11 protein-coding genes and 1 tRNA gene are annotated in these 15,515 nt (G+C 71.2%); 5 read left to right on the plus strand and 7 right to left on the minus strand.

What is annotated here, in order from left to right; all coding sequences use genetic code 11:
* From ABS735_RS24150 to ABS735_RS24165, 4 genes are all read right to left on the minus strand, one after another.
* Window positions 1-1,872 carry an HEXXH motif domain-containing protein gene (locus tag ABS735_RS24150; RefSeq protein ID WP_373900474.1) on the minus strand — a complete coding sequence of 624 codons (1,872 nt, stop codon included), beginning with the start codon at window positions 1,870-1,872 and terminating at the stop codon, window positions 1-3.
* A gap of 29 nt (window positions 1,873-1,901) precedes the next feature.
* Window positions 1,902-2,147, minus strand: coding sequence for a hypothetical protein (locus tag ABS735_RS24155; RefSeq protein ID WP_373900473.1), 246 nt, complete (start codon window positions 2,145-2,147; stop codon window positions 1,902-1,904).
* A 54-nt stretch (window positions 2,148-2,201) separates the two neighbouring features.
* Entirely contained in the window at window positions 2,202-3,305 is a 1,104-nt protein-coding gene (locus ABS735_RS24160) for an effector-associated domain 2-containing protein (RefSeq protein WP_373900472.1), read from the minus strand.
* A gap of 122 nt (window positions 3,306-3,427) precedes the next feature.
* Window positions 3,428-3,512, minus strand: a tRNA-Leu gene (locus ABS735_RS24165).
* Between the two features lie 142 nt (window positions 3,513-3,654).
* On the opposite strand from ABS735_RS24165, the gene ABS735_RS24170 reads away from it, so the two are divergent.
* A complete protein-coding gene (locus tag ABS735_RS24170; protein ID WP_373900471.1) occupies window positions 3,655-4,986 on the plus strand; it encodes a DUF2254 domain-containing protein in 1,332 nt (443 codons plus the stop codon).
* 34 nt (window positions 4,987-5,020) lie between these two features.
* Here ABS735_RS24170 and ABS735_RS24175 read toward each other — a convergent pair whose 3' ends face one another.
* From ABS735_RS24175 to sucC, 3 genes are read right to left on the minus strand one after another with little or no spacing between them, the layout of a single operon-like run.
* The gene (locus ABS735_RS24175; RefSeq protein WP_373900470.1) at window positions 5,021-6,595 is read right to left on the minus strand and encodes an aldehyde dehydrogenase family protein; all 1,575 of its coding nucleotides are present in this window, start codon (window positions 6,593-6,595) and stop codon (window positions 5,021-5,023) included.
* Window positions 6,592-7,584 (minus strand): succinate--CoA ligase subunit alpha, encoded by a 993-nt coding sequence (sucD, locus tag ABS735_RS24180; RefSeq protein ID WP_373900469.1) that lies wholly within the window; start codon window positions 7,582-7,584, stop codon window positions 6,592-6,594. Before sucD ends, ABS735_RS24175 begins: the two co-directional genes overlap by 4 nt.
* A gap of 14 nt (window positions 7,585-7,598) precedes the next feature.
* Window positions 7,599-8,741: an ADP-forming succinate--CoA ligase subunit beta gene (gene sucC / locus ABS735_RS24185; RefSeq protein WP_373900468.1), complete on the minus strand. Its 1,143-nt coding sequence runs from the start codon at window positions 8,739-8,741 to the stop codon at window positions 7,599-7,601.
* 143 nt (window positions 8,742-8,884) lie between these two features.
* Here sucC and ABS735_RS24190 point away from each other — a divergent pair, with 143 nt between their 5' ends.
* The 4 genes from ABS735_RS24190 to ABS735_RS24205 all read left to right on the plus strand — a co-directional run bounded on the left by ABS735_RS24190 (window position 8,885) and on the right by ABS735_RS24205 (window position 15,477).
* On the plus strand, window positions 8,885-10,567 hold the full coding sequence (locus ABS735_RS24190) for a thiamine pyrophosphate-binding protein (RefSeq protein WP_373900467.1): 1,683 nt from the start codon (window positions 8,885-8,887) through the stop codon (window positions 10,565-10,567).
* 10 nt (window positions 10,568-10,577) lie between these two features.
* Window positions 10,578-11,828 carry a formyl-CoA transferase gene (gene frc, locus ABS735_RS24195; RefSeq protein ID WP_373900466.1) on the plus strand — a complete coding sequence of 417 codons (1,251 nt, stop codon included), beginning with the start codon at window positions 10,578-10,580 and terminating at the stop codon, window positions 11,826-11,828.
* A gap of 4 nt (window positions 11,829-11,832) precedes the next feature.
* A complete protein-coding gene (locus ABS735_RS24200) occupies window positions 11,833-13,977 on the plus strand; it encodes an acetate--CoA ligase family protein (RefSeq protein ID WP_373900465.1) in 2,145 nt (714 codons plus the stop codon).
* A 120-nt stretch (window positions 13,978-14,097) separates the two neighbouring features.
* Window positions 14,098-15,477 carry an OFA family MFS transporter gene (locus ABS735_RS24205; RefSeq protein WP_373900464.1) on the plus strand — a complete coding sequence of 460 codons (1,380 nt, stop codon included), beginning with the start codon at window positions 14,098-14,100 and terminating at the stop codon, window positions 15,475-15,477.
* The last annotated feature ends 38 nt before the right edge of the window (window positions 15,478-15,515 follow it).

The raw sequence follows: 15,515 nt of genomic DNA on the forward strand, positions 1-15,515 counted from the left end.
TCAGCCCGTCGGCCGGGCGCCGCGGGCCAGCCATGCGGCGAGCGCCAGCGGCTCGGGCCGCTCCCCGTGCTCGGCCATCAGCACGTCGCGCACGGCCCGCGCCCACTGCGGGGAGCTGAGCAGGAATCGGTGGGCGCTCAGCCATTCCGGGGCGTCGGCCACGGCGCGGCCCAGCGCGGCCCAGGAGCCCACGGCCGGGTCCCCGGCCATCAGCCGGTCCACGGCGGCCCATCGGGCGGCCGAGCGCTCACCGGAGGCCAGCAGGACATCCACCGGCCCGGCCCCGCGCACCGCGTCCGCCGCCACGGCGGGGTCCCGCCAGGGGCCGTCCGGTTCCGTCAGGCGGTAGCGGGCCAGCACCGCCGCCGTGTCGAGAAAGCAGGCGTCGGGGTCCGGTCTCAACGACGACGGTGCCGTCCGGACCGACGCCGGGCAGCTCTCTCCGCGCCGCCATGCGCGTACCGCCTCGTACACCACGTCGGACGGCGGTCGGAGATGGTGCTCACGCCACCGGGCACGGTGGCTGTCGGCCGCTTCGCGCGCGAGGCGCAGCTCCCGTGCGGGAAGGCGCTCGGTGAGCCATCCGGCGCATGTGTGCGCCAGGGAGTCCAGAAGCCGGTTTCCCAAGGGCGTCAACCGCTGGTGGCCACGGGCGCTGCCGAGCGTCGACCACACCGCGTCGCGCCACAGGGCGAACTCGAAGTGTGCCAGTGGCCTGTGTGCCGCCTCGGCGGCATGGCGGTGTGCGCGCCAGAAGCGGGTGACGCCGAAGAAGGCGTATATCCCCTGCAGCAGGCCCTCCAGGGGGCGCGGATCGTCCCGCCACGGCGCGTGGAAGAGCTCCGGCTGCTCGTCGGTCTTGTCGCTGCGTGTGACGAGGGGAGCCAGGTGCATGAGCGCGCCGAGCTTGATGTGCTGGAACTCGTGAACGAGAGTGGCGGCCAGCTCCGGGCCCTCGTCGGGCAGAGAGGCGTTGACCCCGCCGAACGCCTCCGCGGAGGAGCTGCTGTATGGCCGAAACCTTTCTCCTCTGGGCACCGGAATGAGGGACTTCAAGCCCCGGCGCATCGCTTCCGTCTGGGTCGGTTCGTCGCGCCGCAGCAGTTCCCAGGCGTCGTCGACCGCGCGCTGCCAGGCTCCGGCCTCCTGCTCGGACAGGGCTCGTGGCGCACTGGGGCCGGAGAAGGTGCGAAACGGGTCGTGTTCTTCCAGGGCGAGGGACCCCGCCGAGCCGTCTCTTCCCAGGGTGACCCGTCGGGTGGGCTGCCAACCGGGTGCCGGGCGCTGCCAGTCGGGGCCCACGACCACATCGCCGTCCGGTCCGGTGATCCTCAGGCGTTCGCCGTCTCCGGCGACCCGCACGGCCGCCCACTTCTGTGCGGCGGGGAGGACCGCGCACCCCAGGCCGGGGAGCGGGACCATCCCTTCGTGTGCCGGGACCCACGCGGTGAAGCCGATACGGGCACGAGCCGCGGCGGCGACGGCCAGGGCGGACAGGTGCCCCAGGGCCCGCCGGACGGCGGTCTCCTCATGCGCGCGGTCTCGCAGGAGCCGTAGGGCCGACGACACCCAGGTGCCGGTCCCCGGCGCCATCAGGACACCGTCGACCGCGTCGGGGGCTTCGGCCTGCGCACGTTCGAGGAGTCGCCAGGCGTCGTGGACGGACGGGGGCCGGCCCGCGGGGTCCTGGAAACGGTCGGCGCTTCCGTCGAGCAGGGCCCGCAGCAACAGCAACCGGCGACTCCGCTCGGCGCTCAGCAGTTCGTCGAGGACGTGAACGTCTCCACCGCCCCGTACGAGCCCGCGCAGGCCGGCCTCCGAGATGTGGTGAACGGCGGACCGATCGGCAGACGCGCTGTCCGCGGGACCCACTGGCACTCCCTCTGCACACGGCTACGGTTCTAGTCACCCAGCCCTGTGTACGTCTGGTTGACGCCGGCCACCGTGATCGCGTGAGGATCGTCGACATCGGCCAGCAACCGTTCGAGAGATGCGGACATGACTGGGCCGTCAAGAGAACGCAACGCCTCGAGCGATATTCCCGAGAGGTCAATGAGTCCGGACTCAAAGGCCGGCGTCGCCCGCTCCACGGCTGCCAAGTCCCCTCCCCGTTTGGTCTCGTACGCGCCGTCGTTCCCCTTCATCATGACCCAGGGGAAGGTGGGTCGAAACCCTGTGTACCGGCCAGCTGCTACATCAAGTCAGTTGTGACGCAGGGCCAGTTCGGCCATTGCCCTGTCGACTCTGCGCAGTTCCTCCGAGTCCTCCTCCCATGTCCGCAGCTCCTCCATGAACCGGTCGAAAGTGCCGGGGAAGCGCAGACACGTCCGCAGCACGCCGTACACCTCGAACCTCAGCCGGTCGTCACGCGGCCGGTGGGCGGCCACCCGGGGGTCGACCCCCTCCAGAACGGCGTCGATCCCGTTCGGCCTGCGCAGTGTGGGCAGTGCGGTCAACGCGTCGACCAGATCCCGGAGTTCGCCAAGGGTGAGAGTGGGCGGCAGTGCCGCGAGCGACGGCAGGCCGGGCGGTGATTGGCTGCCCCCGGCCCCGTGGACCGGGTGAGCCGTCGGCCCGGGCCGGTCCGGAAGGCCCGCACAGGTACGCAGAAGTTCCAGTTCGGCCGGGGTCAGCAGCTCGTACCAGCGCTGCACCCGCACCGCCGCGAGGCGTCCCAGGCCGTCGGAACGGTGGTGGGTGGTGACGAGGCCGATGATCGCGTCGCCGTACCAGAGCGGGGCTCCGGACATCCCCTCCCACGGCGACCGGTCGGGTTCGACGTCTTCGGCGGGGGGCGGGACGGCGACCTCCAGGGTGCCGGCCCGGCGGTTGGACAGTGCGGACACCGTGCCGTCGACGTGGCAGGAGTCCCGGTAGCGACTGGGTGGGCCGTCTGCGGGGCGGCCCTCGGGTCCGCCGTCCTCGCGCAGCTTGAACCGGGGGAAGCCGACGGCCGTGACGGGGAGCGTGACGGCCGTCTCGGGAATGACGGCGTAGCGGGGCGTATGACGAACCGGGCGAGCGTCGGGCGGGCTGCCGGTGAGTCTCAGCAGCGCGAGGTCGGCGGGGCGGGAGCTGAGGGCGACCAGGGCTTCGCAGTCCCACTCGGTGGAGCGGTCGGCGTCGAAGCGGATCCGGACGGTGGCCGACGGGGACTCGACCAGGTGCGCGGCGGTGAGAACGTACCGCCCGGTGACCCGGTAGCCGGATCCCCTGCGCCCCGGAGCGCCGCCGGAGCGGCCGACGATCACCTCTGCGGTCCGGGCGATCTCCGGCCCGCCGACTCCCCCTCGTCCTGTGCTCACAGGGGCCCCCTACCCTGTGCGGCGGCCGTCCAAAGACACGACCGCACGGGCCCGTGACAAGCACGAAGGACCCCGACCGTGTGGTCGAGGCCCTCGTCTGCGCTCGCGTATGTCGCATGGAGTGTCCGAGGGGGGACTTGAACCCCCACGCCCGATAAAGGGCACTAGCACCTCAAGCTAGCGCGTCTGCCATTCCGCCACCCGGACCAGGTGTCTTGTCGCGGTGCGGGGTGTTCCCCCGCGGCGACATGGACAACCATACCAAGGTTTCGCGGTGCCTTTCACCTGCGTTTCCTTCCCCTGAGCGGCGATCCGGGACCGGCGGCTCCGCTGCGCCTAGGGTCGCACCATGAGTGACCGGATGGTTACGCAGGGCCCGCTTCAGCGTCGTCGGCCGCGGGCGTTGTCGCCGCTCAGGGAGCATCTGCGGGACACGTTCTGGTTCGCGCCCACGGCGGCCATGGTGGGTGTCTTCGTGGTCTGGCTCGTGGCCCAGGAGCTCGATGCCGCCCTCGTGCGTTCGCTGCAGGACGACGGCGACTACGACACGATCGCCGACCTGCTGCGCTTCGCGGACGACGCGAAGACGGTGGTGTCGGCGGTCGGCTCGGCGATGATGACCTTCATCGGCGTGGTGTTCAGCATCTCGCTGGTCGCCGTGCAGATGGCGAGCGGACAGTTCACCCCGCGGGTGGTGCGGCTCTTCGTCCGCAGCCGGATCACCAAGGCGACCTTCGCCGTCTTCCTCGCCACCTTCGTCCTGACGCTGCTCGTCCTGACCAGCTACGACAGCAATCCCGACCCCCGCGCCGCCACGTCGGTGCCCCTGGTGCAGTCGGTGCTCACCCTGGTCATGGTCGCGCTGAGCCTGCTGCTCTTCGTGATGTACGTGAACGCCACGCTGCGGCTGATGCGGGTCAGTCATGTGATCGCCCGTATCGCCGCCGAGTCCTTCCGGGTGGCGGCGCTGATGCCGGCGCCGGCGGGCGGGGCCGAGGCGCCCGGCCTCGGGTCGGTGACGGCGTGGGTCGCCCACGACGGGCAGGCCGGTGTGCTGCGGGACGTGCACGTCGCCCGGTTGGTGCGGGTGGCCCGGGGGCACGGTGTGGTGCTGCGGCTGGTCCCGCGGATCGGTGACTTCCTGGTGCCGGGCACGCCGGTCCTGGCGGTGCACGGCGGGGCGGCTCCACCGCGCCGGGCGCTGCGGTACGCCCTGTCCGTGGGGGTGGAGCGCACCTTCCACCAGGACCTGGCGTTCGGGCTGCGCCAGCTGTCCGACATCGGACTGCGCGCCCTGTCCCCCGCGGTGAACGATCCGACGACCGCCGTGCAGGCACTGGACCGGGTCGTGCAGATCCTGGCCACGCTGTCCCGGCGGCCGCTGGACGCCGTGCTGCACCGGGACAGGCGCGGCGTCGTCCGGCTGGTGCAGCCCGTGCCCGGCTGGGCGGAGTTGGTGGACCTCGGGTTCGCCGAGGTCCGTGCCTGCGCCGCCGGGTCGCCGCAGGTCACGCGACGTCTGCTGGCCGGCCTCGACGACCTGCTGCTGCTCGTGCCGCCGGAGCGGCGCGAGCCGCTGCTGCGCCACCGCGAGCTGCTGCGGCAGGCCGTCGAGCGGACCGCGCCGACCCCGGCGGACCGCGCCTTCGCCCTGCAGCCGGACCGCCAGGGCATCGGCTGACCCGGGGCGGCCCTCATGGTCCGGCTCACGTCCGTTACGGCATGAGGTGGTGGTCCGGGAAGTTCCCGGGCAGCCGCTCCCCCTCGGGGCCGCGCGTCACGGCACGCACCAGCAGTTCACCGCCGACGAAGGCGCCGCGCCAGGACGCGCCGTGCCCGCCGAACAGCTCGTCGCGGTCGCCGCGGGAGCGCGGCACGCCGTGGCCGACCTTGAACGCGCGGATCTGCGGCGCCAGCCTGTCGTACGTCGACGGGTCGTCCGTGGACAGGGTGGCCACCAGCGCGCCGTTGGAGGCGTTCATCGCGGCGAGCAGCTCGGCCTCGGTGTCGACCAGGACGATGGTGTCGACCGGGCCGAAGGGTTCCGCGTGGTGCAGCGGTGAGGACCGGGGCGGGTTGAGCAGCGTGACCGGCTGGACGTAGGCCGAGGTGTCCTGGCCGGGCAAGAACCGGGCGTCGGCCGCGCTGCCGCGGTGCAGCGGGACGGCGCCGCGGTCGACGGCCTCGGCGACCTGGTCCTGGAGCTCCTTGGCCTTGGCCGCGTTGATCACCGGCCCGAAGTCGAGCGCCGGGTACGGGTCGTCCGGTGCCGCGACGGCGAGCGGGTGGCCGACGCGCAGGGTGCGGACCGCCGGTAGGTATGCCGCGAGGAACGCGTCGAACAGCTGCCGCTGGACGACGAAGCGCGGGTAGGCGGTGCAGCGCTGCTTGCCGTAGTCGAAGAGCTTCGGGATCACCTGCGTGAGCGCGTCCCAGTCCGTGAAGTTCCAGATGCCCCAGGTGTTGAGTCCTTCCTGTTCGAGGATGTGCCGCTTGCCGAGGTCGGCGACGGCGGTGGCGACGGCGGCGCCCGTGTCCCGGCCGCCGACGAAGGAGACGCAGCCGATCTCGGGCGCCCGCACCAGCGCCTGGGACAGCTCGCCGCCGCTGCCGCTGACGAGGGTGACGGGAAGTCCCTCACGGGCGGCGAGCGCGCAGGCCAGGGTCAGGCAGGCGACGCCGCCGTCGGTCGGGGTCTTGGCGATGACCGCGTTGCCCGCCAGTGCCTGTACCAGCAATGCGTGAACGAGCACGCTCATCGGGTAGTTCCAGCTCGCGATGTTGGACACCGGACCGTCCAGCGGGGCGCGCCCGTCGAGCATGTCGTCGATGCCGTCCACGTACCAGCGCACGCCGTCGACGGCCCGGTCGACGTCGGCCCGGGCCGACCGCCAGGGCTTGCCGATCTCCCACACCAGCAGCAGCGCGAGCAGTTCGCGGTGCTGGGCCAGGGCGTCGAGGGTGGCCGCGACGCGGGCGCGGCGTTCGGGCAGGGGCACGTGGCGCCAGGCGCGGTGCTGGTCGAGCGAGGCGCGTACGGCATGGTGGGCCGTCGCGGCGTCGAGCCGGGGCGGGCCGGTGATCGGGGTGCCGTCGACCGGGCTGGTGGCCGGCAGGACTCGGCCGTCCGCCCGCCAGCCGGCGTCCCAGAGGTTGAGGACGCGGTCGTCGCGGAACGCCTCGGGCGCGACGGCGCGGCAGCGGCGCCAGGCGTCGGACCAGGAGGTGCCGGACTTGAGGGTGAGAGCCGCGGCGTCCTGGACTGCGGAGCCCCGCGCGCCGGGCGTCATGCGCGATCCCCGTCGCGGGCCGCGCCGCCGTCTGCCCCGCCGCCGTCTGCCCCGCCGTCGTCTGCCGCGCCGTCGTCTGCCGCGCCGTCGAGCATGGCTCCGTCGAGTCCGGCTCCGTCGAGCACGGCGAGCACGTGCCGTGCCGTCTCGGTCGGCGTGCTCCCGACCCGGACCCCGACCGCCTCCAGCGCTTCCTTCTTGGCCCGTGCCGTGCCCGAGGAGCCGGACACGATGGCGCCGGCGTGGCCCATGGTCTTGCCCTCGGGCGCGGTGAAGCCGGCGATGTAGCCGACGACCGGCTTGGTGACGTGCTCGCGGATGTGAGCGGCCGCGCGTTCTTCGGCGTCGCCGCCGATCTCGCCGATGAGGACGATCAGTTCGGTGTCGGGGTCGTCCTGGAATGCGGTGAGGCAGTCGATGTGGCTGGTGCCGACGACCGGGTCGCCGCCGATGCCGACGCAGGTGGAGAAGCCGATGTCGCGCAGTTCGTACATGAGTTGGTAGGTGAGCGTGCCCGACTTGGAGACCAGGCCGATACGGCCGGGCTTGGCGATGTCGGGCGGGATGATGCCCGCGTTGGACTGGCCGGGGGTGATCAGGCCGGGGCAGTTGGGGCCGACGACGCGGGTGCCCTTGGTCCTGGCGTGGGCGGTGAAGGCGACGGCGTCGTGGACGGGGATGCCCTCGGTGATGACGACCGCGAGGCCGATGCCGGCGTCGGCGGCCTCGACGACCGCCGCCTTGGCGAAGGCGGGCGGCACGAAGACGACGGTGACGTCGGCGCCGGTGCTCTCGATGCCCTCGCGGACCGAACCGAAGACCGGGACCGAACGGTCGTCGAAGTCGACGGTGCGGCCCGCCTTGCGCGGGTTGACGCCACCGACGACGTCGGTGCCGGCGGCCAGCATGCGGCGGGTGTGCTTCATGCCCTCGGCGCCGGTCATGCCTTGGACGAGGACCCTGCTCTCCTTGGTGAGGTAGATCGCCATGTCGTCCTGTCTCCTTATCCGGCGGTGGATGCCGCGGTGGCGAGTCGGGCGGCACGGCGGGCGGCGCCGTCCATGGTGGTGGCCTGTTCGACCAGTGGATGCGCGCGTGCGTCGAGGAGGGCCCGGCCCCGGGCGGCGTTGTTGCCGTCGAGGCGTACGACGAGCGGCTTGGTGAGCCGGACCTCGTCCAGGGCCCGGACGATGCCGTCGGCGACCGCGTCGCAGGCGGTGATGCCGCCGAAGACGTTGACGAGGACGGACTTCACGGCGGGGTCGGAGAGGATGACCGACAGCCCGTCGGCCATGACCCGGGCGGAGGCGCCGCCGCCGATGTCGAGGAAGTTGGCGGGCCGGGCACCGCAGCCGGCGACCACGTCGAGCGTCGACATGACCAGCCCGGCGCCGTTGCCGATGACGCCGACCTCGCCGTCGAGCTTGACGTAGTTGAGGCCCTTGGCGCCGGCCCGCGCCTCCAGGGAGTCGGCGGACGCCGGCTTCTCGTCGCCCCAACGGGATTGCCGGAAGCGGGCGTTGTCGTCGAGGGTGACCTTGCCGTCGAGGGCCACGATCCTGCCTTCGGCCGTCCTGACCAGCGGGTTGACCTCGACGAGGAGGGCGTCCTCGCGGACCAGTACCTTCCACAGCCGCACGAGGGTGTCGACGGTCTGCGGGGGCAGTCCCGCGGCGTCGGCGATGCGGACCGCGGTGGCCGTGTGCACGCCCACGGCGGGGTCTATGGGGATGCGTGCCACGGCCTCGGGCCGCCGGGCGGCGACCTCCTCGATCTCCATGCCGCCTTCCGCGGAGGCGATGGCGAGGAAACCCCCGGACGCGCGGTCCAGGACGTAGGAAACGTAGAACTCCCGCTCGATGTCGCAGGGTTCGGCCAGCATCACGGCGTCGACCGTGTGGCCCTTGATGTCCATGCCGAGGATGTGTCGCGCCGCCTCCTCGGCCTCGGCGGGGTCGGCGGCGAGCCGCACGCCGCCCGCCTTGCCGCGCCCGCCGGTCTTCACCTGTGCCTTCACGACGGTGCGTCCGCCGAGTGCGCGGGCGATCTCCCGGGCCCGTTCGGGCGAGTCGGTGACCTCGGCCCTCGGCACCACGATCCCGTGTTCCTTGAACAGTTCCCTTGCCTGGTGTTCGTACAGGTCCATCTCGGCTCCTGACTGAAAGTGCCGCACGCCCCCTGGACACCACCCACCGGATGCGGGATAACAAGTTTCATACAGTATTCGTCGACTGTATGCAATGTACCGCGAGAGCGCCCCGACCCCTCGTGAAGGGACAGGACTTCGCCATGCCCGACGACACCCAGGACGTCATCTCCGGCGGCCACCTCGTTGCCAAGGCACTCAAGGCCGAGGGGGTCGACCGCATCTACACCCTGTGCGGCGGCCACATCATCGATATCTACGACGGCTGCGTCGACGAGGGCATCGAGGTCGTCGACGTACGCCACGAGCAGGTCGCCGCACACGCCGCCGACGGATACGCCCGTCTCACCGGCAAGCCCGGCTGCGCGGTGGTCACCGCGGGACCGGGCACCACCGACGCCGTCACCGGGGTCGCCAACGCCTTCCGCGCCGAGTCGCCCATGCTGCTGATCGGCGGTCAGGGCGCGCACACCCAGCACAAGATGGGGTCCCTGCAGGACCTGCCGCACGTCGACATGATGACGCCGATCACCAAGTTCGCCGCGACCGTGCCGGACACGGCGCGCGCCGCCGACATGGTGTCGATGGCATTCCGCGAGTGCTACCACGGCGCGCCGGGACCGTCCTTCCTGGAGATCCCGCGCGACGTGCTGGACGCCAAGGTGCCGACGGAGAAGGCGCGGGTCCCGCAGGCCGGGGCGTACCGTGCCTCCACACGGTCGGCCGGGGACCCGGAGGCCGTCGAGAAGCTCGCCGACCTGCTGGTGCACGCCGAGAAGCCGGCCATCCTGCTCGGCAGCCAGGTCTGGACGACCCGCGCGACCGAGGCGGCCGTCGAACTGGTCCGCACGCTGAACGTCCCGGCGTACATGAACGGCGCCGGCCGCGGCACCCTGCCGCCCGGGGACCCGCACCACTTCCAGCTCTCGCGCCGCTACGCCTTCTCCAACGCCGATGTCATCGTGATCGTCGGCACGCCCTTCGACTTCCGCATGGGCTACGGCAAGCGGCTCTCCCCCGACGCGACCGTCGTGCAGATCGACCTCGACTACCGCACCGTCGGCAAGAACCGCGACATCGACCTCGGCATCGTCGGCGACGCGGGGCTCGTGCTGAAGTCGGTGACCGAGGCCGCGTCCGGCCGGCTCAACGGCGGCGCGTCCAAGCGCAAGGAGTGGCTGGACGAACTGCGCGCGGCCGAACAGACGGCGCTGGACAAGCGGCTGCCGCAGCTCAGGTCGGACGCCTCCCCCATCCACCCGTACCGGCTGGTCAGCGAGATCAACGACTTCCTCACCGAGGACTCGATCTACATCGGCGACGGCGGCGACATCGTCACCTTCTCCGGACAGGTCGTCCAGCCCAAGTCACCGGGCCACTGGATGGACCCGGGACCGCTCGGCACGCTCGGCGTCGGTGTCCCCTTCGTGCTGGCCGCCAAGCAGGCGCGGCCCGACAAGGAGGTCGTCGCGCTCTTCGGCGACGGCGCCTTCTCGCTCACCGGCTGGGACTTCGAGACCCTGGTCCGCTACGACCTCCCCTTCGTCGGCATCGTCGGCAACAACTCCTCGATGAACCAGATCCGCTACGGCCAGGCCGTCAAGTACGGCAAGGAGCGCGAGCGGGTCGGCAACACGCTCGGCGACGTGCCCTACGACCAGTTCGCCCGGATGCTGGGCGGCCACGGCGAGGAGGTCCGCGACCCCGCCGACATCGGCCCCGCGCTGCGCCGGGCCCGCGAGTCCGGCAAGCCGTCCCTGATCAACGTCTGGGTGGACCCGGACGCGTACGCCCCAGGAACCATGAACCAGACGATGTACAAGTGAGGTGACCCCCATGACTGGCACGACGGGAACGTCAGCGAAGGCTCTTGAGGGCATCCGCGTCCTGGACATGACGCATGTGCAGTCCGGCCCGTCGGCGACCCAGCTGCTCGCCTGGCTCGGCGCCGACGTCGTGAAGCTGGAGGCGCCGACCGGCGACATCACGCGGGGACAGCTGCGCGATCTGCCGGACGTCGACTCCCTCTACTTCACGATGCTCAACTGCAACAAGCGGAGCATCACCCTCAACACCAAGACCGACCGCGGCAAGGAGATCCTCACCGAGCTGATCCGGCGCTCGGACGTGATGGTCGAGAACTTCGGCCCGGGCGCGGTCGACCGGATGGGGTTCACCTGGGACCGCATCAAGGAGATCAATCCACGGATCGTCTACGCCTCCATCAAGGGGTTCGGCGAGGGCCCGTACACCGCGTTCAAGGCGTACGAGGTCGTCGCGCAGGCCATGGGCGGATCGATGTCCACCACCGGTTTCGAGGACGGGCCGCCGCTGGCGACGGGGGCCCAGATCGGGGACTCGGGCACGGGCGTCCACGTCGTGGCGGGCATCCTCGCCGCCCTCTACCAGCGGGAGCACACCGGACGTGGTCAGCGGGTGAACGTGGCCATGCAGCACGCGGTGCTCAACCTCTGCCGGGTGAAGCTGCGCGACCAGCAGCGCCTGAGCCATGGTCCACTCGCCGAATATCCCAACGAGGACTTCGGCGACGAGGTTCCCAGGTCCGGCAACGCGTCCGGCGGCGGCCAGCCGGGCTGGGCGGTCAAGTGCGCGCCGGGCGGTCCCAACGACTACGTGTACGTCATCGTCCAGCCGGTCGGCTGGCGGCCGCTCAGTGAGCTGATCGGCCGGCCCGAGCTGGCCGACGACCCCGAGTGGGCGACCCCGCAGGCCAGGCTCCCGAAGCTGAACAAGATGTTCCAGCTGATCGAGGAGTGGTCGTCCACCCTGCCCAAGTGGGAGGTGCTGGAGCGGCTCAACGCCCACAACATCCCGTGCGGGCCGATCCTGTCCACGAAGGAGATCATCGAGGACGACTCGCTGGTCGCCAACGAGATGGTCGTCACCGTCCCGCACCCCGAGCGCGGCGAGTTCGTGACCGTGGGCAGCCCGCTCAAGCTCTCGGACTCCCCCGTGCGGGTGACCAGTTCGCCGCTGCTGGGCGAACACAACGAAGAGGTCTACGTCGGCGAGCTGGGCCTCGGCGACGAGGAACTGCGGCTGCTCAAGTCGAACGGGGTGATCTGACGTGATGGCCGAGGACCGTCGCGCACGGGTGCGCGGGCTCCTGGACGCCGTCCGGGCCGAGGGGCGCACCGCGCTCACCGCCCCCGAGGGCAAGGTGCTCGCCGACGCCTACGGGATCTCCGTACCGGGTGAGGAGCTGGCGCGGGACGTCGACGAAGCGGTGGCATGTGCGGCGCGGTTCGGCGGGCCGGTGGTGATGAAGATCGTCTCGCCGGACATCCTGCACAAGACCGACGCCGGCGGTGTGGTCGTCGGGGTGGAGGGCGCGGCGGACGTGCGGGCGACGTTCTGCCGGATCGTCGACAACGCGCGCGCGTACGACGCCTCCGCGCGGATCGAGGGCGTGCAGATCCAGGAGCTGCTGCCGCAGGGGCAGGAGGTCATCGTCGGGGCGGTCACCGATCCGACGTTCGGGAAGGTGGTGGCGTTCGGGCTCGGCGGGGTGCTGGTCGAGGTGCTGAAGGACGTCACCTTCCGGCTGGCGCCCTTGGACGCCGACGAGGCGCTGTCCATGCTGGACTCGATCCGGGCGGCCGAGGTGCTGCGCGGGGTGCGCGGGCAGGCCGGGGTGGACCGGTGGGCGGTGGCCGAGCAGATCCGCCGGGTCTCCGAACTGGTCGCCGACTTCCCGGAGATCGCCGAGGTGGACCTCAATCCGGTGATCGCCACGCCCGAGGGTGCGGTCGCCGCCGACATCCGGGTGATCCTGGCGACCGACGCACCGAAGGAACGGCGCCGGTACACGCGCGAGGAGATCCTCACCTCGATGCGCCGTCTGATGCAGCCCTCGTCGGTCGCGGTGATCGGCGCGTCGGGCGAGCCGGGGAAGATCGGCAACTCGGTGATGCGCAACCTCGTCGACGGCGGTTTCGCGGGCGAGATCCACCCGGTGAACCCCAAGGCCGATGACATCTTGGGCCGGAAGGCGTACAAGAGTGTCACCGACGTTCCCGGTGAGGTGGATGTGGCGGTCTTCGCGATCCCCGCGCGGTTCGTGGCGGCTGCTCTGGAGGAGGTGGGGCGCAAGGGGATCCCCAACGCGGTGCTCATCCCCTCCGGCTTCGCCGAGACCGGTGAGCAGGCGCTCCAGGACGAGATCGTGGCGGTCGCCGAACGGCACGGCATCCGGCTGCTCGGTCCGAACATCTACGGCTACTACTCGACCTGGCAGGACCTGTGCGCCACGTTCTGCACACCGTACGACGTCAAGGGCGGCGTCGCGCTGACCTCGCAGTCGGGCGGCATCGGGATGGCCATCCTGGGCTTCGCGCGGACGACGAAGACCGGCGTGTCGGCGATCGTGGGCCTCGGCAACAAGTCGGACCTGGACGAGGACGACCTGCTGACCTGGTTCGGCGAGGACCCGCACACCGAGTGCATCGCCATGCACCTGGAGGATCTCAAGGACGGCCGCGCCTTCGTCGAGGCCGCTCGGGCGACCGTGCCGAAGAAGCCGGTCGTCGTACTCAAGGCGGGGCGTACGGCGGCGGGCGCCAAGGCCGCCGGATCGCACACCGGGGCGCTCGCCGGGGACGACGCCGTGTACGACGACATCCTGCGGCAGGCGGGCGTCATCCGGGCGCCGGGGCTGAACGAGATGCTGGAGTACGCGCGCGCGTTGCCGGTGCTTCCCGCTCCCCGGGGCGACAACGTGGTCGTCATCACCGGGGCCGGCGGCAGCGGGGTGCTGCTGTCCGACGCGGTGACGGACAACGGGCTGTCGCTGATGGAGATACCGCCCGACCTGGACACGGCCTTCCGCGCCTTCATCCCGCCGTTCGGCGCGGCGGGCAACCCGGTGGACATCACCGGGGGCGAGCCGCCGTCGACGTACGAGGCGACGATCCGGCTCGGCCTGGAGGACCCGCGCATCCACGCGCTCGTCCTCGGCTACTGGCACACCATCGTCACGCCTCCCATGGTGTTCGCCGAACTCACCGCGCGCGTGGTGGCCGAGTTCCGTGAGCGCGGCGTCGAGAAGCCCGTGGTGGCCTCCCTCGCGGGGGACGTCGAGGTCGAGGAGGCGTGCCAGTACCTCTTCGAGCGCGGCGTCGTGGCGTACCCGTACACGACCGAGAAGCCGGTGGCCGTGCTGGGCGCCAAGTACCGGTGGGCACGGGCCGCGGGATTGCTGGGGGGCGGTTCATGACGTGAGACGGCGAGGGCCGGCCGACGGGTGCGCGTCGGCCGGCCCGGGACCCGCGCGCGCACGGAAGGCATTGGACAGGGGGCGCTGGCCAGAACTTTCGACGCTAGGGGTGCAAACGACATGACAACCACCGATGTCACACGGGTCGTCGGCTACCGGGAGGTGACCGACAGGAACGGACGCGTCTATCGCGTGGGCGAGTCCGACATCGACATCATGGGGCGCAAGCGCAAGTGGATGGTGATCCTGCCCTGGATCGGCATGATGGGCATCTCCTCCGCCGAGTACGCGTTCGCGTCCGCCGAGGACACGCTCCATGAGGCCCACCACTGGTCCAGCGGCAGCATCTACTGGATGATGACCGCCTGGGTGTTCTGCCAGGCCGCTGTCGCCTTTCCGGCGGGGCGGCTGCGTGAGAGCGGCAAACTGCCCGCGCGTTGGGCGATGATGCTGGGTTCGGTCGGCACGCTGCTCGGCTACCTGTCGCTGGCGTTCGCGCCGCACGTCGCCCTCGCCTTCATCGGGTTCGGCGTGTTCAGCGGAATGGGCGCCGGCATGGTGTACGCGACCTGCGTCAACATGGTCGGCAAGTGGTACCCGGAGCGCAGGGGCGGGAAGACCGGCTTCGTCAACGGCGGTTTCGCCTACGGCTCGGTGCCGTTCGTCTTCATCTTCCACGGCTACATGGACGGCTCCAACTTCCGCTGGGTGCTCGTCGCGGCGGGTGTCTTCCTCGCCGCGACGGTGGCGCTCGCCGGGTTCTACTTCCGGGACCCGCCGAAGAACTGGTGGCCGGCCGCCGTCGACCCGTTGAACCCGCCGGACGACCCCCGTGCCCGGCGTTCGCTGGAGAAGAACCCCCCGGCCGTCAAGCAGTACTCCCCGTTGGAGGCCTGGAAGACCGGCCGGGTGGCGCTGATGTGGTTCTGCCTCGCCTGCACCTCCGGCGTGAACATCTTCGGTATCGCCTTCCAGGTCGACATCGGCGAGGAGGCGGGCTTCGCGGCCGGGATCGTTGCCACCGCCATGTCGCTGAAGGCGATCGTCAACGGCACCGGACGCGGCGTCATCGGCTGGCTCTCCGACCTGTACGGCCGCAAGCAGTGCCTGCTCTACGTGTGCGCGATCCTGGGCCTCGCCCAGTTCGGCATCATCCTGTCGGCGGAGATCAAGAACCTGCCGCTGTTCCTGATCTTCTCCGCCATCTCCGGTTTCGGCGGCGGTGCCATCTTCCCGATGTTCGCGGCGCTGACGGCGGACTACTTCGGTGAGAACAACAACGCCACCAACTACGGGATGGTCTACAGCTCCAAGCTCGTCTCCGGCCTGGGCGCGGGCATGGGTTCCGTGGTCGTCGGTGTCTGGGGCTACAACGGCGCCTACATCCTGGCGGGCTGCATCTCGTTCTTCGCCGGATTCGTGGCGCTGTCCCTGCGGCCGCCGGGACGCCCGAAGGACAAGCACATCACGCCCAATCCCCAGCCGCTCGGGGAGGGCTGACCGGGCGCAGCGTCCTCGGCACGGACCGGGCGGCCCCT

The sequence above is a fragment of the Streptomyces sp. MMCC 100 genome, from assembly GCF_041538145.2.
Lineage (GTDB): Bacteria > Actinomycetota > Actinomycetes > Streptomycetales > Streptomycetaceae > Streptomyces.

Coding starts and splice junctions, on each gene's coding strand:
- ABS735_RS24155 (WP_373900473.1), bottom strand. CDS start 2,147: ATGATGAAGGGGAACGACGGCGCGTACGAGACCAAACGGGGAGGGGAC.
- ABS735_RS24170 (WP_373900471.1), top strand. CDS start 3,655: ATGAGTGACCGGATGGTTACGCAGGGCCCGCTTCAGCGTCGTCGGCCG.
- ABS735_RS24175 (WP_373900470.1), bottom strand. CDS start 6,595: ATGACGCCCGGCGCGCGGGGCTCCGCAGTCCAGGACGCCGCGGCTCTC.
- sucD (WP_373900469.1), bottom strand. CDS start 7,584: ATGGCGATCTACCTCACCAAGGAGAGCAGGGTCCTCGTCCAAGGCATG.
- sucC (WP_373900468.1), bottom strand. CDS start 8,741: ATGGACCTGTACGAACACCAGGCAAGGGAACTGTTCAAGGAACACGGG.
- ABS735_RS24190 (WP_373900467.1), top strand. CDS start 8,885: ATGCCCGACGACACCCAGGACGTCATCTCCGGCGGCCACCTCGTTGCC.
- frc (WP_373900466.1), top strand. CDS start 10,578: ATGACTGGCACGACGGGAACGTCAGCGAAGGCTCTTGAGGGCATCCGC.
- ABS735_RS24200 (WP_373900465.1), top strand. CDS start 11,833: ATGGCCGAGGACCGTCGCGCACGGGTGCGCGGGCTCCTGGACGCCGTC.
- ABS735_RS24205 (WP_373900464.1), top strand. CDS start 14,098: ATGACAACCACCGATGTCACACGGGTCGTCGGCTACCGGGAGGTGACC.